Raw genomic sequence first — 22,301 nt, 5'->3', positions numbered from 1 at the left:
GGGGAAAAGAATATGAAAGGTAATGCCAAGGTAATAGACGCGCTAAACGACTTGTTAGCCGGTGAGCTGAGCTCAATGGATCAGTATTTTATTCATTCTCGCATGTATGAAGACTGGGGCTTTCAAAAGCTGTTTGAGCGTATCGATCATGAATTTGATGATGAAAAAGGCCATGCTTCTTTGATCATTCAGCGCATCCTGTTTTTGGGTGGCACGCCAAATATGGTCGCCCGTGCACCGCTGAACATTGGTAAAGACGTGCCGAGCATGCTGCAAAGCGACCTTGATTTGGAATTAAAGGTGATCGTTGATTTGCGCAACGTCATGGCCTTGTGTGAGCAAGTGCGCGACTATCAAACTCGCGACATGCTACAAGTGCTGTTGGACGATACCGAAAACGATCACACCCATTGGTTAGAACAGCAAGTAGGCCTAATCGGCAAAATCGGACTACAGAATTACCTACAGTCGCAGATGTAAAACATCAGCGCCGAGCGACCAGCACCCAGCTTAAAAAAAACCGCGAAAGCGGTTTTTTAATATCTGTTTGTGGTTTAGGTCAGAGCAGTTGGCCGGTGGCGCGCAGCGGCACGAAAAATATCAAACACGACCACGGGTACAGTAGAGGCCGCTTCAGCCGGCCGGTGGCGCGCAGCGACACGAAAAATATCAAACACGACCACGGGTACAGTAGAGGCCGCTTTAGCTGGCTGGTGGCGCGCAGCGGCACAGATTTGGATTGTTTTTCTAACCCAAGTCCGACAATTTTGGTTGTTTTTTAGTTTTGTTACACAAAACCGGCCGGCTAAAGACGGCCTCTACAGGGGCGGGTGTTACTGGTAGAAGCCCTTATTTTTAGGTAAGAGCAGCCGGCTGGTGGCGCAAAGCGGCGCGTGGAATTGTGCACCAGAACCAGCCATAAGGCAGCAAAGAGCGCGCCTCCATTAGTGCCATCTGTAAACATCGACACCGTTGTGTATGGCAATCATTATTACCACTCAGTAAAAATCATTTCCATTTTAAGCCGTTGTTCCTATACCGTGATGTAATACAATGGCATTAGTAAAATAGTCGCTGTGCGGTTAGCCTTGGTTGAGCTTATCTTTAAGCCAATAAGGCTAAACTGAATGCCGCTACTATTACCTACACTTAATAACCGTCACCTCTCTTACTTGTTAACAATCGGAGTAAACTCATGGATATGATCAAAACACGTGCCGCTGTTGCTTGGGCCGCTGGCCAACCGCTGTCTATTGAAGAAGTGGATCTTATGCCGCCACAAAAAGGCGAAGTGCTAGTACGCATTGTGGCTACGGGCGTGTGCCATACGGACGCTTTTACTCTGTCTGGTGACGATCCTGAGGGTATCTTTCCGGCCATTCTCGGCCACGAAGGCGGCGGTATTGTTGAAGCGATAGGCGAGGGCGTGACCACGCTGGCCGTGGGCGACCATGTTATTCCGCTGTACACCGCCGAATGTGGCGTGTGTAAGTATTGTACGTCTGGCAAAACTAACCTGTGCCAAGCCGTGCGTGCCACTCAAGGCCAAGGCTTAATGCCAGACGGCACCACGCGCTTCTTTAAAGACGGCAAACCTATCTTCCATTACATGGGTTGCTCCACCTTTGCTGAACGCACCGTAGTACCAGAAATCTCATTGGCCAAAATCAATAAAGAAGCGCCGTTAGAAAAAGTCTGTTTGCTAGGCTGTGGCGTGACTACTGGTTTAGGCGCCGTTAAACATACCGCCAAGGTGCAAGAAGGCGATACGGTGGCGGTATTTGGCTTAGGCGGCATTGGTTTAGCGGTGATCATTGGCGCGGTAATGGCCAAAGCCAGCCGTATTATTGCCATCGACATCAACGAAGATAAGTTTGAAGTAGCCAAGCAATTGGGTGCCACCGACTGCCTTAATCCCAACGACTTTGATAAGCCAATTCAAGAAGTGATCGTTGAGATGACAGACGGCGGCGTCGATTTCTCGTTTGAGTGTATCGGTAACGTTAAAGTGATGCGCTCTGCACTTGAAGCCTGCCACAAAGGCTGGGGCGAGTCGGTCATTATTGGTGTAGCCGGTGCCGGCCAAGAAATATCTACTCGTCCGTTCCAGTTAGTGACCGGTCGTGTATGGCGCGGTTCCGCCTTTGGTGGCGTAAAAGGTCGTTCACAATTGCCGGGTATCGTAGATCAGTACATGAACGGCGAGTTCGAGTTAGACACCTTTATTACCCACACCATGGGGCTAGAAGACATCAACAAAGCCTTTGATCTGATGCACGAAGGCAAGTCGATCCGCACAGTAATCCATTTTGATAAGTAAAAACCAGCACTAAGCACCAAGCTCAACAAAGAGCGGTGTTTATCTTTAAGCCGTCTTCCTGACGAAAGTCAGGATCTCGGTTTAGATTTTAGTGACTAAACCCCTTTGCCACGGAATACACGGAAGAACACGGAAAAATAAAGATAAATTCTGAAAATAATTTTAATGGTAAGAGCCAACCGACCCAAACTCCAAGGGGGGCTCTTACAAATAATAAGTCTTTTGTCGCACGTGAACTACGTCCGTGCGTTCCGTGTTCTTCCGTGGCAAAAATGGGTTCTGTCTTTAGCCCTTTATTCAACATCCAGCATTCAAAACTCAACATTCCCGCTTTGCGGGCAGGAGCTTCCATGCAAATTGTTCAAGAACAAGTCTGTTTTGGTGGTCGTCAAATTCGCTACCAGCACGACTCAAAAGTGCTCAACTGCAGCATGCAGTTTTCGGTGTTTTTACCACCCCAAGCAGCAGCGGGCCCAGTGCCGGCCGTGTATTGGTTGTCGGGTTTAACCTGTTCCGATGAAAACTTCTCCAGCAAAGCGGGCGCCCAGCGTATTGCCGCCGAGCTTGGGCTGGCACTGATTATTCCGGACACCAGCCCCAGAGGCGAAGGTGTAGAGGACGATGAAAATGCCGCTTACGACTTAGGCTTAGGTGCAGGCTTTTATGTTAACGCCACCCAAGCGCCCTGGAACCAGCATTACCATATGTACGACTATGTGCTGAACGAGCTGCCGGCGTTAGTAGAAGCCCAACTGCCATTGTCTGGTAAGCGGGCCATCAGTGGCCATTCTATGGGCGGTCATGGTGCCTTAGTGTTAGCACTGCGCAACCCTGAGCGTTTTGTGTCGGTGTCGGCCTTTTCGCCCATTTGTAACCCGAGCGACTGCCCGTGGGGCGAGAAAGCCTTAGGCGCATATTTGGGTGAAAACCGTCAAATGTGGGCCCATTATGACGCCAGTCTGTTACTGATGAGCAAAGGCTGCACCTTGCCGATTTTGGTCGACCAAGGTGAGGCGGATAACTTCTTGGCAGAGCAGCTTAAACCGCAAGCTTTAGTACAAGCGGCCAAGCAAGCCAACGCGGACTTAACGCTGCGTATGCAGCCCGGTTACGATCACAGCTATTACTTTATCGCCAGCTTCATCGAAGACCACCTGCGTTTTCATGCCGAACACCTTGGCTAGCGCTGCGCGCAATGTTAAATGCTTAATTGTTAATGTTGAATAAAAGCCGCGAATTTCGCGGCTTTTTTCTGTCTGCTGTCCCGTCCTGATTAAGGTTTACACCTTCTACCTCTAATTTTGGAGAGCCCTATGGGACAAGGTGTGAAACGAACTCAACGTGATTACTCGCTGACTTTTAAATTGTCCGTGGTAGACCAGATTGAAAAAGGCGAGTTAACATATAAACAAGCCCAAGACCGATACGGAATTCAAGGCAGATCCACCGTCTTAGTCTGGCTCAGAAAGCATGGTCAACAGGATTGGAGCCAAGGGGCGTCGATCCGAGCTAATAGAGGTCAGGTTATGACTGATTCTAAATCCCAAACGCCAGAGCAAAGGATCAAAGAGCTCGAACAAGAACTCGCACAAATGTCTCAAAAAGCGCAGTTTTTTGAGGCTGTCGTTGATGTCTTAAAAAAGGATTACGGGGTTTCAATCGTAAAAAAGCGATCAGGCAAGTCCTCTCCGACCAACACGTCAGAGGGTTGAGCATTGTCAGGGCTTGCCAATATTTACGTATCAGTCGTCAAGCTTATTACCGGCGTAATAGAGCCGCGGATAGCAAAGATGCTCATGCCGACACCGTGGTGCAATACGTTAGACAGGTGCGAATACGCCAACCGAGACTCGGTACCCGCAAGCTGCACCACCTGCTCCACAGCCAGCCAAACCAGCAGCTACGCGTTGGCCGCGATCGACTGTTTAATATCTTACGTGCATACCGGCTGTTGGTGGCACCCAAGCGCGCGTACCATAAAACCACTCATAGCTTTCACCGCTTTTATCGTCACCCTAATCTGCTTAAGCCTGGGCCAAAGCAAGTTATCCCCACTGCCCCTGAGCATGTCTGGGTGGCCGATATCACTTACTTACCTGCACGAACCGGCCCGCTGTATCTGAGTCTGATCACCGATGCCTATTCACGTAAAATCGTGGGCCATCACGTGCATGAGGGCATGCATGCTAAGTCTGTTGCTAAGGCTTTTACATTGGCGCTGCGACAACGAAGCACCAAGCATTCCTTAGTGCATCATTCAGATCGAGGTGTTCAATACTGCTCTGGGTTTTATCAAGCCGTGCATGAACGACATGGTATCCAGTGCTCGATGACGGATGGGTACGATTGCTATCAAAATGCCTTAGCTGAACGCATTAATGGGATTTTGAAGAATGAGCTCCTGCTGCATGAGCCTGAGGATCTGGCTCAAGCCACACGTATGGTTCAGGAGGCGGTGCAAATTTATAATACTGAGCGCCCACATTTAGCGCTGCAATACAAAACGCCCGATGCGGTGCATCGGGCGTTTATGGACTCAAACTAACATAAAATAGTGTAAACCTATTCTAGGACTAGACATGCTGCAAGGCACTGCTTTAGCTGTGCAATATCGCGCAGCGATATCCCAACTCCGATATTTTCCCATGGCACCGTACGCTTAAATTCCAATCCCATTCGTTTTCTCGGGTAGAACATGTACATCAGAACCTGCGTTGCAGGTTTTCGCGGTTAAAACGCGCGACTACATTCCTGCTGCATGCAAGCGCAGTGTGCAATGTTGAATGAAGGTCTTAATTTAAAATTCAACATTACCTAAAGCGCTATGCGCTTTTGAGGTACGGCCTGCTATGTTAATATCAGCGGTTGCTTTGATGGGCGTATTTGCGCCTCGTTGCACTAACTTATAGAGAACAATATTTATGAAGATTTTAGTTACCGGCGGCGCCGGCTTTATCGGATCAGCTGTGGTGCGCCACATAATTGACCACACCCAAGACCAAGTGGTCAATCTGGATAAACTCACCTATGCCGGTAACTTAGAGTCACTTAAGTCTGTTGCAGAATCAAACCGTTATCGTTTCGAAAAAGTCGATATTTGTGATCGCGCAGCACTTGATGCCGTATTTGCCAAGCACCAGCCAGACGCAGTAATGCATCTAGCGGCAGAAAGCCACGTAGACCGCTCTATTACCGGCCCGGCAGAATTTATCACTACCAACATAGTGGGCACTTATACTCTATTAGAAGCCGCGCGCGCCTACTGGAATCAGCTAGATGAGCCGCGCAAAGCCGCATTTAAGTTTCACCATATAAGTACCGACGAAGTCTACGGCGATCTACCGCACCCTAATGACTGCAATGTTGAATGCTTAATGGTGAATGGTGAATTAAGTGAAAGTAACGAACAATCAAACATTAAAAATGCAAAATTAAACATTAATAGCCTTCCGCTTTTCACCGAGACCACTTCTTACGCTCCAAGTAGCCCATACTCGGCATCTAAAGCATCCAGTGATCATTTAGTGCGCGCTTGGTTGCGTACTTATGGCTTTCCAACACTGATCACCAACTGTTCAAATAACTATGGGCCGTATCATTTTCCCGAAAAGCTTATTCCACTGGTGATTTTAAACGCACTGGCAGGCAAGCCGTTACCCATATATGGCAACGGCGATCAAATTCGCGACTGGCTGCACGTAGAAGATCACGCACGCGCGCTATATAAAGTGGTAACGGAAGGCGAAGTAGGCGAAACCTACAACATAGGTGGCCATAACGAGAAGCAAAATCTAGAAGTAGTGCACACCATCTGCGACATTCTAGATGAACTGGCACCGCTACACCTCACGCCTCATGCCTCTCATCTCACTGGCTATGCCTCATTAATCATTAATGTTGCCGACCGCCCTGGCCACGACCGCCGTTACGCCATCGACGCCAGCAAAATTGAGCGTGAGCTGGGCTGGACGCCACAAGAAACCTTCGAGTCGGGCATTCGCAGCACAGTGCAATGGTATTTAGATAACCAAGACTGGGTAGCCAACGTCCAAAGCGGCGCCTACCAAAACTGGATCAGCCAGCAGTACGGGGCCGAGTAATGCGCATCTTATTATTGGGCAAAAACGGCCAAGTAGGCTGGGAGCTGCAGCGCGCGCTGGCGCCATTAGGCACGGTTACGGCACTAGACCGTCACTCAACAGAGTTTTGTGGTGATTTAACTAAGCCTGAAGAGCTAGTCCAAACTATACGAGCGCTTAAGCCAGACGTAATCGTTAATGCCGCCGCCTACACCGCAGTGGATAAAGCCGAAAGCGAACCAATGCTGGCGCGCCAAATTAATGCCGATACCTTGGCTGTATTAGCCACCGAAGCTAACAAGCTTGGCGCTTGGCTGGTGCATTACTCCACTGACTACGTATTTAACGGCGAAGGTGATACGCCTTGGCGGGAAGATGACATCACGGCACCGCTAAATGTGTATGGCTCCACTAAGCTGGCCGGTGAAAACATTATTGCTCACAACTGTAAACGGCACCTCATTTTTCGTACTAGCTGGGTGTATGCCGCGCGCGGTAACAACTTTGCTAAAACCATGCTGCGCCTCGCCAAAGAGCGCGAAGAGCTTGGCGTGATTAACGACCAAATAGGCGCGCCGACCGGGGCCGATCTTATTGCCGATTGCACCGCGCATGCCATTCGCACTGTGATGGGGGTAAGTTCGCTTGCGGGATCGCAGCAAACTCCATCTCTAGCCGGCATTTATCATTTAGCCGCCAGCGGTGAAACCACTTGGCTTGCATACGCGGAGCAAGTATTCGCTCATGCCCGCGCGCAAGGTCTTGAGCTAAAACTCAGCACTCTTAACGCCATTGCTACAGCCGATTACGCCACGCCTGCCCAACGGCCACTTAACTCTCGGCTAAATACTAAAAAACTAAGCACCGCCTTTGGTCTCACCTTGCCACCTTGGCAACAAGGTGTGACCCGTATGCTAACTGAAATTTTGGAAAAAAATTAATGAGTAATCGTAAAGGAATTATTTTAGCTGGCGGCTCTGGCACTCGGCTATATCCGGTAACTATGACCGTGAGCAAACAGTTGCTGCCGGTGTACGACAAGCCAATGATTTACTATCCGCTTTGCACGTTAATGCTGGCCGGTATTAAAGACATTCTCATTATCAGCACGCCGCAAGATACGCCGCGTTTTGAACAACTATTGGGTGATGGCAGCCAGTGGGGCCTTAACCTGCAATATGCGGTGCAGCCAAGCCCAGATGGCTTAGCGCAGGCTTTTATTATTGGTGAAGACTTTATCGGTGATGATAACTGTGCGCTGGTATTGGGTGACAATATCTTCTTTGGCCATAATCTGCAGCAAGAATTAGAGCAAGCTGGCGCGCAGCAGCAGGGCGCAACTGTGTTTGCTTATCATGTACAAGATCCAGAGCGTTACGGAGTCGTAGACTTTAACGAGCAAGGCCAAGCATTGAGTCTTGAAGAAAAACCCGCCCAGCCTAAGAGTAATTATGCAGTTACGGGTTTGTATTTTTATGATAATCAAGTGATCGAGATTGCGAAAAATATTAAGCCCTCGCACCGTGGTGAGTTAGAGATTACCGATGTAAACAGTGTGTATCTTGAGCGCCAGCAACTGTCGGTAACCACCATGGGCCGTGGGTATGCTTGGCTAGATACGGGTACTCACGACAGCTTAATGGAAGCGGGCACCTTTATTCAGACCATAGAGCAGCGCCAAGGCTTAAAGGTCGCCTGCCCAGAAGAAATTGCCTATCGTAAAGGCTTTATTAGCGCCGAGCAAGTGCAAAAGCTGGCTGAACCTTTAGCTAAAAACGCCTATGGTCAATATCTGCTGAATCTTATTAAACCAGGATATCGCCCATGAACATTATAAAAACGGCCATTCCCGATGTACTTATTTTAGAGCCCAAAGTGTTTGGCGACGACCGCGGTTTTTTTTATGAAAGCTTCAATCAACGCCAATTTGAACAAGCTATTGGTCGCCCAGTTAACTTTGTACAAGATAACCACTCGCGCTCGGTAAAGGGCGTGTTGCGCGGTCTGCATTATCAAATTCAACAACCCCAAGGCAAGCTAGTACGCTGTACTCAAGGTAGGGTTTTTGATGTGGCGATCGATTTACGTAAAAACTCGGCGACTTTTGGCCAGTATGTGGGTGTTGAGCTCAGTGCCGAAAACAAACGCCAGCTATGGATGCCAGAGGGCTTTGCCCATGGGTTTGTGGTGCTCTCTGAAACCGCCGAGTTTTTATATAAAACAACCGATTACTATGCGCCAGAGCATGAACGTTGCATCATCTGGAATGATCCAACGATCAATGTTGTTTGGCCTTTGCAGCACTCTCCCACTTTATCTGGCAAAGATGCACAAGGAATATTATTTAACAATTCAGATTGTTTTAATTAAAATAGTAATTATTTACTAAATATAATATTAATTTTTAATTAGGGTCTGTTGACGTTTTACTATAAGATATTGATATAAAAGAGAAAGATCGTATTGTTCAAGTTATCACATTCTAATGGTACGAGTTTGCGATGCCCCGATCACTGCTCACTGATGAGTTCTGGTCGAAGCTACGGAAAATTTTGCTGCAAGAATCCATCTATGACAAGCGTGATTTACGTATGACGGTAGAAGGTATGCTTTATCGTATGCGCACTGGTTGCCCTTGGCGGGATCTGCCCACCGCTTTCGGAGGGTAGAACAAAGTTTACAAGCGCTTTAATGCCTGGTCAGCCGCAGGCAAGTGGCTCAGGATCTTCAAGGCGCTGGTGGTGCAGCCAGACCTGGAGTGGTCCTTCATTGATGGCACCTACGTCAAGGCGCATCAACATAGTGCAGGGGCAGCCCGTTCTGATAACCAAGCCATAGGGAAAAGCCGGGCAGGTAACACCACCAAGATTCATCTGGCCGTGGATGCCTATGGCCTGCCCATCGAATTCGATATCACCGGCGGTGAGGTTCACGATTGTAAGGCCGCGCCGGAACTGATTGCCAAGCTGCCGGCCACACAAGCTATTATCGCGGACAAAGGCTATGACAGCGAACCGCTCCGGGAGCAGATCGCATCACAAGGCGCTCAACCCGTCATCCCCAGAAAGCGCAATTCCACCAAAGGTAACGCTGACTTGGATAGAGGTTTGTATCGTTATCGACATTTGGTGGAAAACGCCTTTGCTCGGTTAAAGCAATATCGGGCCGTGGCGTCGCGCTTCGACAAGTTGAAGCGGAATTACGCAAGCACGGTGGCCATGGCCTGCGGGTTTCTATGGCTGCCCATGTGAAACGTCAACAGACCCTAGGTAATTTTACATAATTCATAACGTATTATGAGCTGTTTGCCCTTGTAGATTCAATATTTTTGTCAGTCAGAAAGATACCATTTGCAGTTAAAAATGCGTGGTGTGAAAAATATCAGGATTGAGATATAGCTACGCAACATTGTGCAGCAAAAGCAGCACCTTCAGAATGAAGCCACATGTAGTCGCGCGCTTTAGCCGCGGAATGGCGCGCTGCGCCATCTCATGCACATATTCAACCCGATACGCCAAACCACCTCACCAAGCACACCTTCATCCACACTCTTCCGAAAGCCTCTGTCTTTTGTTGCTGCGAGGTGAGAGCTTGCAGCTATTTTTTCTGCTAGAATAACTGATTATTTTGCCCAGCCCCTTATGGGTGTTTATTAACTAAAGCGAAATCAAAAACTTATGAAAGCATCCTCTCCCTTTAGTGCCATGCATCGGCAATTACCGGGCTTAGTGCGTAGCCATAGCGGTTTGCTCTGGTCAATGATTAAGCGTGAAGTAGTAGGCCGCTATAAAGGCTCGGCGATGGGCTTGTTTTGGTCCTTTGTGAATCCTATCTTGATGTTGGCCGTGTACACCTTCGTATTTAGCGTGGTGTTTCAAGCACGTTGGAGCACGGGTACTGGCTCTAAAACTGAATTTGCGCTGGTGCTGTTTGCTGGATTGATCCTTTTTAACTTGTTCTCCGAATGTGTCACCCGTGCGCCATTGCTGATCATCGGTAATGTTAACTATGTAAAAAAAGTGGTGTTTCCGGTGGAGATATTGCCGCTTATTGTGCTGGGTAATGCGCTGTTTCATTTTGCAGTGAGCTTTGGCGTATGGTTGCTGTTTTATTTGATGTTTTTCGGCTTGCCGCCTTTGACTATCTTATTGTTACCCGTGCTGTTAGTGCCTTTTATTGTGCTGGTGATGGGCATTAGCTGGTTTTTAGCCTCATTGGGTGTGTATGTGCGCGACGTGGCCCAGGTGGTGGGCATCGGCGTTATGGTATTAATGTATTTGTCGCCCATTTTTTATCCTATCTCTATATTGCCTGAGGGCTTTCAAACGGCGATGCATTTTAGTCCGTTAAGCTTTGTGATTGAGCAAGCGCGCGATGTAATGATGTTTAACAAAGGCATTAACTGGCCGGCTTATGGGCTGTATTGCTTGGTGTCGCTGCTGGTTTGTTGGTTAGGTTACAGCTGGTTTAGTTTCACTAAGAAGGGGTTTGCTGATGTTGTCTAAAACGCTAACGGTAGCTGATGCAACGGATGCTAAAACTGAGCCAATGGCTCACCTTGAGGTGGCGATTGCGGTGCGTAATATCACTAAGTGCTACGAAATGTACGACAAACCCCATCAGCGGTTAAAGCAGTTATTTGCCGGCAAAAAACGTCGCTATTACAAAGAATTTTGGGCGTTAAAAGGCATTTCCTTTGACGTTAAAAAAGGCGAAACCTTAGGTATTATGGGCCGTAATGGCAGTGGTAAAAGTACGCTGTTACAAATTATTGCCGGCACCTTAACGCCGACCGCAGGAGACGTTAAAGTTAATGGCCGCTTGGCCGCCTTGTTAGAGTTAGGTGCGGGCTTTAACCCTGAGTTTAGTGGTCGGGATAACGTGTATTTAAACGGCGCTATTTTAGGTTTCACGCACACTGAAATGCAGGCAAAATTTGCCGACATTGAAGCCTTTGCTGATATTGGCGAGCACATTGATCAACCAGTAAAAACTTATTCTAGCGGCATGTATGTGCGCTTGGCCTTTGCGGTGCAAGCCTGTGTTGAGCCACAAGTATTAATCGTCGATGAAGCGCTATCAGTGGGCGATGAAAAGTTTCAGCGTAAATGCTTTGATTATATTGATGCATTACGCCAAAAGGGATGTGCCATTTTAATTGTGACCCACTCCACGGCCACGGTAGAGAAGTTTTGTCAGCGTGCGGTATTGCTGCACAAAGGTGAAATGCACGGCATGGGCCCAGCTAAAGAAATGGTCGACCAATATCATGCGCTCTTATATTCCGATGAACAAACTTACTTACGTTATTTGAATACTGCGGCCAGCCAAGCTCATAGTGTGGTCGATCAAGTAAGTGAAAATAAAGACGATGAAATAATTGTCGCTGAAAATGTATCAACTGAACCCCAGGGTGGTGCACGCGCAATTATTTCTGGTTGGCAGGTAACAGATGGCCAAGGTAAAGCTTGTGAGGTATTTCGCAGTGGTGATGTGGCGCGTATTCATTTTGATATAGATGTAATGGCAAATATTAGTGAGTTACAAGCGGGCTTACTGGTACGCACAGTAGAAGGGGTGCCGGTGTTTGGTACTAGCACTTTGTATCATCAGCTTAATTATCTTGAGCCCAAACAAGGTCAGCAATTACAAGCCAGCTTTGAATTAGATCTCATGTTGTGCGAGGGCACCTATTTTGTGACTTTAGCGATTGCCGAGGCTATAAGTCATGCTGATATGGCCTATTTAGATCGTAAAACAGATATTATTATTCTTAAAGTCAGTGAACCTAGGGCTGTGAGTCACGGTATTGCCAGCCTGCCGACTAAGGTTAACTTGCAGCTAAAGGAGTGAGCATGAGTGCCTTATTAATCGTTACCGAGCATTATGGTTTGGGTGGTCTAGAAACCTACATTAATACCCAAGTTGAACAATTAACGGCGCAAGGCTGGCAAGTACACTTAGCATGTGGTGAGCGTTTTTCTGCCGAGCAGGCCGGCGAACGTTTTGCTAGCGTTACGCAGGGCGTTAATTTTTTAGAAGATGCTAGCCTTGAACAGCTAGTGGCGACGGTTGATGGGCTGCAAGACCTGATTAAACTGCACAATATTAGCACAGTGCATGCGCACCCTTTTACAACTCTATTGCCGGCCTTGCTGGCGGCTAAACTGCAACGCCTGCCTATGCTGGCTACTTTGCATGGCCCTGCTTCTATAACAGGATTTTATGGTCCTGTTTATAACTATATTTTAACGGGTCTTATTGCTCGTTTTGCCGACCGTTGCTTGGTGGTGTCGCCAGAAGTGCAACAATTAGCCAAGGCGGTATGTGGTGAGCATGGTTTGCAGTTGCATCCTAATGGTATTGCAGTGCCACACGCCCATTTGCGCGTTAACTCTAACCTCGCTGTAGAGCAAGACATTAATGACGATGCTGAGCGTAATCATGCTGAAGCTCCGTTAAACAGTAGTGCTGATGTGTTAAACAATACTTGGCTAGTGGTGAGCCGATTAGATGCAGATAAGGCGCCTGCCATTGTAGGGTTTGTTGCATATGCCGAGCAAGCAGGCATTGATAGCGTGCACATAGCAGGTGAAGGTGACCATCAAGATTGGTTAGCCAAACAGCTCGGCGATAAAGCTAAATTTTTAGGGGCTTGCCATCAAGTAAGTGAATTGATGCCGCGTTATACAGGCATTGCTGGTATGGGACGAGTGGTGTTAGAAGCGGTAGCCGCAGGGCGGCCAATTTGTTTACTGGGGTACGACGGTGTAAAGGGTATTCTTACTGAAGCTCAGTGGCAACAGGCGGCATTAGCTAATTTCTCCGGTAGAAATTTACCTATTATCTCTGCCGCTGAGTTTGTCACTCAGCTGGCAAGCTTAGCAGCCTTGCCCACTAGCTTGCTGGCCGAGCATGATGCCGATATGCTATGGCACAACTTTGCTGAGCAGATGGCAGAGTTAGGGCAAGAAAATTGCGAGTTTATTGATGATTTTTATCATGAACTCAAAGCGGAGTTAACTTTGAGGGGCCGTGGTGAGCTTGCTTATCTGCATACCCATGTATTATTGGATGTGGCTGGGCGTTTGTGGTCATCGCCGCAGTATTATCATCCGCAAGCTGCCGCGAGTTATGACTTTTATGCTCAGCTTCAGCGCCAGCAGCAGTTAGCAGGCCGTCAGCTAGAGCTGCAGCAAGGCCTACAAGAATTACAAGATTACCAACATCAGCTGTGGTTACAGCAGCAACAAAGTTTATTGGAATATTTTCACAATTTACAGTCTCAAATCACTGAGCAAGAACAGACTCGGCAGCGACAAGTTGAGTATCAGCAACAAAATTTATTTGAATATTTTCACAATTTACAGTCTCAAATCACTGAGCAAGAGCAGGCTCGGCAGCAACAAGTTGAGTATCAGCAACAAAGTTTATTTGAATATTTTCAAAATTTACAGCGGCAATACCAAGAGTTATATCAGCAGAATAGATTATTACAGCAACAACAACAGAGTGCACAGCAACAGCAAGTTGAGCTAAGACAGCAACTTAATGTGGAGGTTACTCATTTATTAGCAGGATCGGTGGAGCAGGTGAGTCAAAATATGAAAGTAGAGTTAGATCAGCATAGTTGGTTTAAACGATTATTGTTAGAGGTGGCGCGTTTGCCCAGTAATATGGTGTCATTTGTTCGCTTGTTTATACAGAGTCCTTCTAAAGCCGTGTACAAGTCGGCTAAATATGTTTATTGGCGCTTACCTGCCGAGTTGCGCGAACGCTTAATCGGGCAAAAACATCGTTTTTTACGCCACTTTGGTAAAATTCCGGCGCAAGCTGTACCCGATGCGCTGAATACTGAAGATCTTTCTTGGGAGCAGTTTAGCCAGCAGGTATTGGCGAAGCGCGATCAGTTTAAAGGTGTATTTGTTCAAGAAATAGTTATTGATTGGGATGTGCCTTTATATCAGCGCCCTCAGCATATTGCTTGTGCCTTTGGCCGTATCGGCTATTTAGTGATCTACAAAACATTGAATTTCTCTCATGACAATGTAAACGGTTTTAGAGAAGTATCTAAAAACGTTTGGCTAAGTAATGCGCAAGAAGTGAACGATATTCCCAGTGTGGTGCGCTCTTTCTACAGCACAGCTTATTCTATTCCGCCAGAATTGATTAAGAAAATCGATCCCACCTCTAAGATTATGTACGAATACATAGATCACATTGATCCTGCGATTAGTGGTGATGATGAAAATATTCGCCGTTTAATGAGTTTGAAAGACTTTGCTTTTAGTGGTGGTGCTGATGTAGTGGTGGCCTCGGCTAAAAAGCTAGAAGAAGAAGCCATTGCCGCAGTAGGTGCAAACAACGTTATTTTGGCACAAAACGGCGTAGACACTGTGCACTATCGTAATCCGTCTCATGCGCAGGTGGTTTTGCCTGAGTCATTGGTGGAGTTTAGAAGTAAGTACACAAATATAGTGGGCTACTTTGGCGCCTTGGCACCTTGGTTGTGGTACGACGTGGTGAACGAGCTGATCGCCAGCCGGCCAGATTTAGGCTTCGTATTTATTGGCCCTGACTATTACGGTGGAGCTGACCAGCTTAACCGCCCAGAAAACGTACTGTATCTGGGTACGGTTGATTATAAAGTATTGCCTGCTTATGCACGCCAATTCGACGTGTGCTTTATTCCGTTTGCGCCGATAGAGATTGCTCGCACCACTTCACCACTTAAGCTGTTTGAATATTTTGCGCTTGAAAAACCCGTGGTAGTAAGCTCAGAAATGCGTGAGTGTGTGGTATATGACGAAGTGTTTCATGCAGACAGTGTGGCTGGGTTTTCCGCTTGTATTGACCAGGCGATAGCAGTTAAAGATAACGCTGAATTTAAACGACGCATGGCTACTCTTGCTGATAGTAATGGCTGGGACAGCCGTGCCGAAGCCATGGCTGTGGTGTTTGATAAAATGAATAAAGTGGAACAATAACAATGAAAAAAATTATGTGTGTGATTGGTACACGACCAGAAGCGATAAAAGTAGCCCCCTTAGTGCATGCCTTTGCTGCAGCACCCGATTTTGAAGTGAGGGTGCTGGCCACGGCGCAGCACCGCGATTTATTAGATCAAGCCTTTGCCTTGTTTAATATTACAGCCGATTACGACTTAAACGTGATGACGCCAGGCCAAACGCTGCCTGAGCTAACGGCGCGCTTGATGTTAAGCATTGATAAAACGCTAGACGAAGCTAAGCCAGATATGGTGATTGCCCAAGGCGATACCACGACGGTATTTGTGACTTCGTTGGCCTGTTTTTACCGTCAAATTCCGTTTGCTCATTTAGAAGCGGGTTTGCGTACTCATGATCTATACTCGCCGTTTCCGGAAGAAGCCAACCGCGTGATGGCGGGTAAGTTGGCGTGTTTGCATTTTGCACCTACTGAAGTATCGCAGCAAAACCTGTTGCGCGAAGCCACGCCTGCTGAGCAAATTTTTGTAACCGGTAATACGGTCATTGATGCGCTGCTAACCACGGCTGATAAAGACTTTGAGTTAGGTTTTGATATTCCGGCGGATAAGCGCTTGGTGTTAGTGACGGCACACCGTCGTGAAAACTTTGGCGAGCCCATTGAGCATATTTGCCAAGCCTTGCTTGAGTTGGTGGCCACGCACCATGATATTTTTGTGGTGTTTCCGGTACATCCAAACCCCAATATTCGTGCGGTAACCGATAAGTACCTGCAAGGTCATGATCGCATTAAGTTGGTAGCACCGTTTGACTATGGCCCTTTCGTGAGTGCCATGAAGCGCTCTTACCTGATTTTATCGGATTCTGGTGGTGTACAAGAAGAAGCCCCTGCGTTAGGTAAGCCAGTCTTAGTATTGCGCCGCGATACCGAACGTCCAGAAGCAGTAACTGAGGGTGTGGTTAAGCTCATCGGTACCAATAAAGAAGACATTGTGCGCGAAGCCAACATTTTGCTCACCGATGCCAATGCGTATGCGGCCATGGCCAAAGGTGCTTCACCTTATGGCGATGGTAAGTCTAGCGCGCGCATTGTTGAGATAGTGCGCAACTATTTTTCTCAACAGACATCTGCCAAGTAATTCGTCGAGTGAAGCTCGTTTATTTGTCACCTGTGCCTTGGCAAAGTATTAGCCAACGGCCGCATTTTTTTGTGCAACAGGCGCTGGCGCAGGGCATAAGTGAGGTGCTGTGGGTTGAGCCTTATCCTGGGCGTTTACCTGTATGGCAAGACTTGATCCCCAGCCGCCATGCAATCGAGCCCGCAGGGCTTGATGCCTTGCCGGGCCTGACCGTGATCGGCCAGCGTTTATTGCCGGTTGAGCCATTTGCAGTGTTGTTTAATGGTTTAAACGGCCGCAAGCTGGCGGTGTTGCAGCGACAAATAAACGACTTTACCGCTGGTGAGCCAGCAATGTTAGTGATTGGTAAGCCCAGTCGCTTGGCGTTAAGGCTATTAGCTGAGCCTAATTGGCAGGAATGCTGGTTTGATGCAATGGATAACTATGCGGCTTTTTATCAGGGCTTATCGCGCAACAGCATGGCGCAGTTAGAGCAAGCAGTGGTGCTCAAGGTTGACAAGCTGCTGTGCTCTAGCCATGCCTTAGCCGATAAGTTTGCCAGCCACCCCAATATTCATTTATACCTTAATGCTACTGCAGATTATATGGCGCAGCCAGTAAGCGCTGAACCGCTGAGTATTGGCAGTGCGGCGCTATGTTTTGGTTATATAGGTACTATTTCTCAGTGGTTTGACTGGCAGTGGGTGATTGCCTTAGCCGAGCAGTTTCCAACCGCCACTATTAAGTTGATTGGTCCGCTTAAAGTGTTAAAGCCGCGGGATTTACCCGCCAATATTCAATTGTTACCTGCGGTCGCACACACTGAAGTACCCGCCTTGTTGGCTAGTTTTAATGCCGGTTTGGTGCCTTTTTTGGTAAATGAGATTACTCGCTATGTAGATCCGGTTAAGTATTATGAGTACGCCGCCGCAGGTTTACCGGTGTTATCGTCTGAGTTTGGCGAGATGCCTTGGCATGCGGCTAATTCACCCTCTGTGTATATGGCTGCCCTTCCTAAGCATGACGACATTACGGCCTTTTTAGCTAAACCAGTAACCGCACATGAAGTGACCTGGCAACAGCGGTTTGCGGGGCTGTTTGAGTGCTAATTTGCGCCATGTCGCGGTTGAACCCGCGGCTACATATGGCGCCATTCTGTAGGCGATGCTGTAGGCACTGCTTCAGCTGTGCAATATCGCGTAGCGATATCCCGCAATGCAGCTATGCTGCATCCTGCAATATCGCGTAGCGATATCCCAACTCCGAGCTCTTCCCACTACACTGGGTTGGTTCCGTACATGGGATGGCGCGTCGGGATGAACATGGCGAACAGAACCGGCGTTGCCGGTTTTCGCGGCTAAAGCGCGCGACTACATTCTTGCACCATGTGAATATTGGCGTTGCTGTTTGGCGGGGCGGAACAGCCACTCCGTGCTCGGATGTAGGCTCTGCTGTAGGCGATGCTGCATCCTGCAATATCGCGTAGCGATATCCTGCAATCTGCGCAAAGCGCTGTTTTTAAAGGTGACTGAATGAAGCTAGCTCTGATTATTCCTTGTTATAATGCCGCGGCTTATTTATCCACGCTGTTACCGGTGCTTGCTGAATGGCTAGGGCGTAATACTGCCGATCGCGAATTGTTGTTTGTTGATTCCAGTTCTAAAGACGGTACCGCAGATCTGTTAACTGCGGCTAACCTTGGCCGAGTATTAAGCGTAAATAGCGCTGACTTTGATCATGGTGGCACCCGTGCCTGGGCTGTGGAACAAGTGAGTGCCGAGGTAGTGGTGCTTATGACCCAAGACGCCTTGCCTACCAGTGCTGATGCCATTGATAGGTTAGTGGCCGCGTTTGTTAATCCCAAAGTAGGCGCAGCTTTCGGCCGACAGTTGCCTTATGAACAGTGCCATTTGTTTGGTAAGCATTTGCGCTACTTTAACTATACCGCGCAGTCTTATGTGCGTGCGTTAAGCGATAGCCCTCGCGTTGGCATTAAAACGGCATTTTTGTCTAACTCATTTGCAGCTTATCGTCGCTCGGCATTACTAGACATTGGCAACTTTAAAAATGGCCTTATTTTAGGCGAAGACAGTTACGCCGGTGGGCGCTTGTTGCTAGCTGGGTATGAGTTAGCCTATGTAGCCGAAGCTCAAGTATATCATTCGCACAGTTATACTATATGGCAAGAATTTAAGCGCTATTTTGATATAGGTGTGTTCCATGCCATGGAGCCGTGGCTGCTAACTACTTTTGGCAAACCTGAGGGGGAGGGGCTACGCTATGTTAAGTCAGAATTTGACTATTTGCGCAAGCAGGCCGCTTGGCAGTTATTACCGCAGTTTTTTGTGCGTAATACCATGAAATGGTTAGGCTATAAGCTGGGTAAGCAGCATAAACGCTTGCCATTACGCTTTCTGCCTATGTTAAGCATGCATTATCGCTGGTGGTCTGGCTCTTCTTCACCCTGCTATAATAGCGGTGCTTAAATTTTTAAGGTGCCTAAATTGCACAAACCCAAAGGTGTTACCGAACGTTATCCAGCTCAGATATTAGTGCCGCTATTAGATGGTTTGGCATTAATACTGGGGGCTGTGTTTGCTCACGCCTTGCGTTTTGGGCATGTAAATATTCATGACCGCTATTGGTTAGCGGTGGTGATTATGCTGCTATTAATCACTTTTATTAACAGCAGCATTGGCGCTTATGAGCGTTGGCGAATTACTCGTATTTCTAGTTTATTGGCCCGCCAATTTTTGGTATGGCTGTCGGTGGCCTCTTTGGTGGCGACAGTGGTCTATTTAACGCAGTCGGCTGATCGTTATTCACGCATGTGGGTGGGTGGGGCATTGCTCATTTCGTTTAGTTTGTCGGCTATGGTTCGAGTCGTTATTCAGCGACTACTACACAAAGCCCGCTTACAAGGCCGTTCATTGCGTTCGGTGTTCATGATAGGGCCTGGGCAAAATATCAAGCATGTAGGTCATGGCATGCGCGGTACGCCTGAAGAAGGCTATCGAATTGCAGGCGTACAGCGCTTGAATAGCACAGGTGTAGATGAAGATACCCTAAACAATTTATCGCGCCGAGTGGCGAACTCGGGCGCGCAAGAGGTATGGATTTGTGTGCCGTTAGAAATGGGCTCAGTAGTGCGCTCTATTTTTTATGCGTTGCGCCATCATACCGCCGAAGTGCGTTTTATTCCTGAGTTTAGAGATATGCAGCTGCTTAACCACCGTATGAGTGAAGTGGCGGGTCAATATGCCATTGATTTAAGTGTGACGCCTATGAACGACATGGCGCGCCTTATTAAGCGGCTAGAAGATATAGTCTTGGGCACCTTGATTAGCTTACTTATTTTACCGGTATGTGCGGTGATTGCGATCGCTATTAAACTTACATCGCGAGGCCCTGTGTTGTTTAAGCAGTATCGCACTGGGGTAAATGGTAAAACTTTTAAGGTGTATAAGTTTCGTAGCATGAAGCTACATCAAGAGTGCGCCGGCCAAGTTACGCAGGCCAGTAAGGGTGATGGTCGGTTAACCAAAGTAGGGACGCTTTTACGCCGTACATCTTTGGATGAATTGCCACAGTTTTTTAATGTGTTGCAAGGGCGGATGTCGATTGTGGGCCCTAGACCTCACGCGCTGGCGCACAATGAGTATTATAAAGATTTGGTTGAATCTTACATGAAGCGCCATAAGGTAAAATCAGGCATTACCGGTTGGGCGCAAATGAATGGCTTTCGTGGCGAAACTGACACCCTTGAGAAAATGGAACGGCGCGTTGAATTTGATCTTTGGTACATCGATAACTGGTCGCTGTGGCTAGACTTGCGTATTATATTTTGGACCGTAGTAAAAGGCTTTGTGCATAAGAATGCTTATTGATTAGACGCCGCCGAGCTAAACAGAAGACGGTGTCATTTTGTATGCGCGGCATGGGTGGTGACATGTCATTAAATTCACATGATGCAAGAATGTAGAGGCCGCTTTAGCCGGCCGATGGCGCGCAGCGGCATTTAATACCGTGAAACCGCGCCTTATTTAACACTGATATTTTCTGTGGGTTTTTTGTTTTGTTGCACAAAACCGTCCGGCTGAAGCGGCCTCTACGTGAGTTTAAGGATAAGTTAGTAGTGCAGGATAAAAATAAAGAGCTAGACCAACAACTAAAAGAACTCGCAGAGTACGAGTCTGCCCTCACCTCGGTACAGCGCTTTGCCGCAGATCCTGAGCGCTTTAAACGCTTAAGCTGTACGCTGGGCGACAATTGGCTGTTTGATTTTTCTAAGCAAAGTATCTCACCACAAGCTTTGTCGCTGTTGTGTGATTGGGCTCGCTCACAACGGCTTGAACCCCAGATAACACAGCTGTTTAGCGATAACCAGCTTAACAACACTGAGAAGCGCGCCGTACTGCACACGGCATTGCGCATGCCTGCCAATGCTCACCTTGAGCATAATGGCAAAAACGTGATCCCCGATGTGCAACGAGTGTTAAGCCAAATGCGTAATTTTTGCGCCCAAGTGCACAGCGGTCAATGGCGCGGAATTACGGGAAAACCCATTAGTCACATTGTGAATATTGGCATTGGTGGCTCAGACCTAGGCCCGGCTATGGTAGTGCGGGCATTGCGCGCTTATCAGCAACAATCGGTGCAGGTGCAGTTTGTGTCTAACATGGACGGTGCCGATTTAACCGCAGTATTGGCAGGCTTAGATCCTGAGCAAACCTTGTTTATCGTCTCATCTAAAACCTTTACCACAGCTGAAACCTTAACTAATGCGCTTAGTGCCAAGCGTTGGTTGCTTGAACGTTTATCTGATGGCGAAGAGACTGAGTCGCAGACGGTGTCTCATCATTTTGTGGCGGTAACCAGCAATGTGAGCGCCGCCGTTAATTTTGGTGTTGCGCCGGATAACTGCTTTGAGTTTTGGGATTGGGTTGGCGGGCGTTTCTCGTTATGGTCAGCAGTGGGGCTCTCTATTGCATTAGCGATAGGGTTTGAGCAGTTTGAACAGTTATTACAAGGAGCGTACTTGGCTGATTGCCATTTACGCGATACGCCGCTGGAGCAAAATGTGCCGGTGTTAATGGCACTATTCACCCACTGGAATAGCCGTTATTTAAATCTGAATACTGAGGCGATATTTCCGTATAGCCAAGATATGGCGTTGTTTGCGGATTATTTGCAACAGCTGGGCATGGAGTCTAACGGTAAATCGGTTGACCGGCAGGGCGAAAAAATCACCGAACCTACTTGCCCTTTGATGTGGGGTGCCGTGGGCAGTAATGGTCAGCATGCGTTTTTTCAGCTGTTTCATCAAGGTAGCCATGTGATTGCTGCCGACTTTATTGGTTTTGTACAGCCCAATGATGACTTTCCTGAGCATCAAACTAAGCTGTTGGCTAATTTGTTTGCCCAAACTGCGGCGCTGGCTTTTGGTCGCAGCCGCTCACAAGTAGAAGCCGAACTCAGCGCGCAAGGCTTAACTGTTGCAGAGATAGCCGAGCTGGCGCCTTATATGGTGATGGATGGTAACCGGCCAAGCACTACTTTGCTGTGTAAGCGCATAACTCCTTACAGTTTGGGTACTCTGCTGGCGCTATATGAACATAAAACCGCAATTTTAGGCATGCTGTGGAACATTAATAGCTTCGATCAATGGGGCGTAGAGCTGGGCAAAAAGCTAGCTATTCCTATCGCCAAAGAGCTAGCTACGGGCATTCCCAGCCATCAACATGATGCATCAACCAATGGCTTGATCGATCAAGCATGCGCTTGGGCTAAGCGCTGATTTATGTTCCGTAGAGGCCGC

Annotated in this window: 16 protein-coding genes and 1 pseudogene; all 17 read left to right on the top strand. The window is 47.9% G+C overall.

Annotation, left to right across the window (positions count from 1 at the left end; all coding sequences use genetic code 11):
- Positions 1-12: 12 nt before the first annotated feature.
- A complete protein-coding gene (gene bfr, locus R0134_RS12550) occupies positions 13-480 on the top strand; it encodes a bacterioferritin (protein WP_087035039.1) in 468 nt (155 codons plus the stop codon).
- A 721-nt stretch (positions 481-1,201) separates the two neighbouring features.
- Positions 1,202-2,320 carry an S-(hydroxymethyl)glutathione dehydrogenase/class III alcohol dehydrogenase gene (locus R0134_RS12545; protein ID WP_319784367.1) on the top strand — a complete coding sequence of 373 codons (1,119 nt, stop codon included), beginning with the start codon at positions 1,202-1,204 and terminating at the stop codon, positions 2,318-2,320.
- 350 nt (positions 2,321-2,670) lie between these two features.
- Positions 2,671-3,504: an S-formylglutathione hydrolase gene (gene fghA, locus R0134_RS12540; RefSeq protein ID WP_319782296.1), complete on the top strand. Its 834-nt coding sequence runs from the start codon at positions 2,671-2,673 to the stop codon at positions 3,502-3,504.
- Positions 3,505-3,633: 129 nt separating this feature from the next.
- Positions 3,634-4,865 (top strand): IS3 family transposase gene (locus R0134_RS12535; RefSeq protein WP_319782295.1). Its coding sequence is split into 2 segments (ribosomal slippage): positions 3,634-3,982 and positions 3,982-4,865, totalling 1,233 coding nucleotides; the frame shifts between segments, so codons are not numbered across the junction.
- Positions 4,866-5,241: 376 nt separating this feature from the next.
- Positions 5,242-6,420: a dTDP-glucose 4,6-dehydratase gene (locus R0134_RS12530; RefSeq protein ID WP_319782294.1), complete on the top strand. Its 1,179-nt coding sequence runs from the start codon at positions 5,242-5,244 to the stop codon at positions 6,418-6,420.
- Positions 6,420-7,340: a dTDP-4-dehydrorhamnose reductase gene (gene rfbD / locus R0134_RS12525; RefSeq protein ID WP_319782293.1), complete on the top strand. Its 921-nt coding sequence runs from the start codon at positions 6,420-6,422 to the stop codon at positions 7,338-7,340. The genes R0134_RS12530 and rfbD overlap by 1 nt, the downstream gene beginning before the upstream one ends.
- Positions 7,340-8,227 carry a glucose-1-phosphate thymidylyltransferase RfbA gene (gene rfbA / locus R0134_RS12520; RefSeq protein WP_319782292.1) on the top strand — a complete coding sequence of 296 codons (888 nt, stop codon included), beginning with the start codon at positions 7,340-7,342 and terminating at the stop codon, positions 8,225-8,227. The genes rfbD and rfbA overlap by 1 nt, the downstream gene beginning before the upstream one ends.
- A complete protein-coding gene (gene rfbC / locus R0134_RS12515; RefSeq protein WP_319782291.1) occupies positions 8,224-8,769 on the top strand; it encodes a dTDP-4-dehydrorhamnose 3,5-epimerase in 546 nt (181 codons plus the stop codon). The genes rfbA and rfbC overlap by 4 nt, the downstream gene beginning before the upstream one ends.
- Before the next feature lie 131 nt (positions 8,770-8,900).
- Positions 8,901-9,650 (top strand): annotated as a pseudogene (locus tag R0134_RS12510) (IS5 family transposase).
- A gap of 426 nt (positions 9,651-10,076) precedes the next feature.
- Complete coding sequence (locus R0134_RS12505; RefSeq protein ID WP_319782289.1) at positions 10,077-10,904, top strand: ABC transporter permease; 828 nt, start codon at positions 10,077-10,079, stop codon at positions 10,902-10,904.
- The gene (locus tag R0134_RS12500) at positions 10,894-12,252 is read left to right on the top strand and encodes an ABC transporter ATP-binding protein (RefSeq protein WP_319782288.1); all 1,359 of its coding nucleotides are present in this window, start codon (positions 10,894-10,896) and stop codon (positions 12,250-12,252) included. Before R0134_RS12505 ends, R0134_RS12500 begins: the two co-directional genes overlap by 11 nt.
- A 2-nt stretch (positions 12,253-12,254) precedes the next feature.
- Positions 12,255-15,386, top strand: a complete 3,132-nt coding sequence (locus R0134_RS12495; RefSeq protein WP_319782287.1) for a glycosyltransferase — start codon at positions 12,255-12,257, stop codon at positions 15,384-15,386.
- Between the two features lie 2 nt (positions 15,387-15,388).
- A complete protein-coding gene (gene wecB, locus R0134_RS12490; RefSeq protein WP_319782286.1) occupies positions 15,389-16,504 on the top strand; it encodes a non-hydrolyzing UDP-N-acetylglucosamine 2-epimerase in 1,116 nt (371 codons plus the stop codon).
- Between the two features lie 8 nt (positions 16,505-16,512).
- Positions 16,513-17,592 (top strand): glycosyl transferase, encoded by a 1,080-nt coding sequence (locus R0134_RS12485; RefSeq protein WP_319782285.1) that lies wholly within the window; start codon positions 16,513-16,515, stop codon positions 17,590-17,592.
- 423 nt (positions 17,593-18,015) lie between these two features.
- The gene (locus R0134_RS12480) at positions 18,016-18,969 is read left to right on the top strand and encodes a glycosyltransferase family 2 protein (protein WP_319782284.1); all 954 of its coding nucleotides are present in this window, start codon (positions 18,016-18,018) and stop codon (positions 18,967-18,969) included.
- 18 nt (positions 18,970-18,987) lie between these two features.
- On the top strand, positions 18,988-20,370 hold the full coding sequence (locus tag R0134_RS12475; protein ID WP_319782283.1) for an undecaprenyl-phosphate glucose phosphotransferase: 1,383 nt from the start codon (positions 18,988-18,990) through the stop codon (positions 20,368-20,370).
- A 248-nt stretch (positions 20,371-20,618) separates the two neighbouring features.
- Entirely contained in the window at positions 20,619-22,280 is a 1,662-nt protein-coding gene (gene pgi / locus R0134_RS12470) for a glucose-6-phosphate isomerase (RefSeq protein ID WP_319782282.1), read from the top strand.
- Positions 22,281-22,301 lie beyond the last annotated feature (21 nt).

Origin of the sequence: Oceanisphaera sp. IT1-181 (assembly GCF_033807535.1) — a bacterium.
Lineage (GTDB): Bacteria > Pseudomonadota > Gammaproteobacteria > Enterobacterales > Aeromonadaceae > Oceanimonas.
The sequence above is the reverse complement of the archived record's forward strand: the minus strand, read 5'-3'. Positions and strand labels throughout refer to the sequence as shown.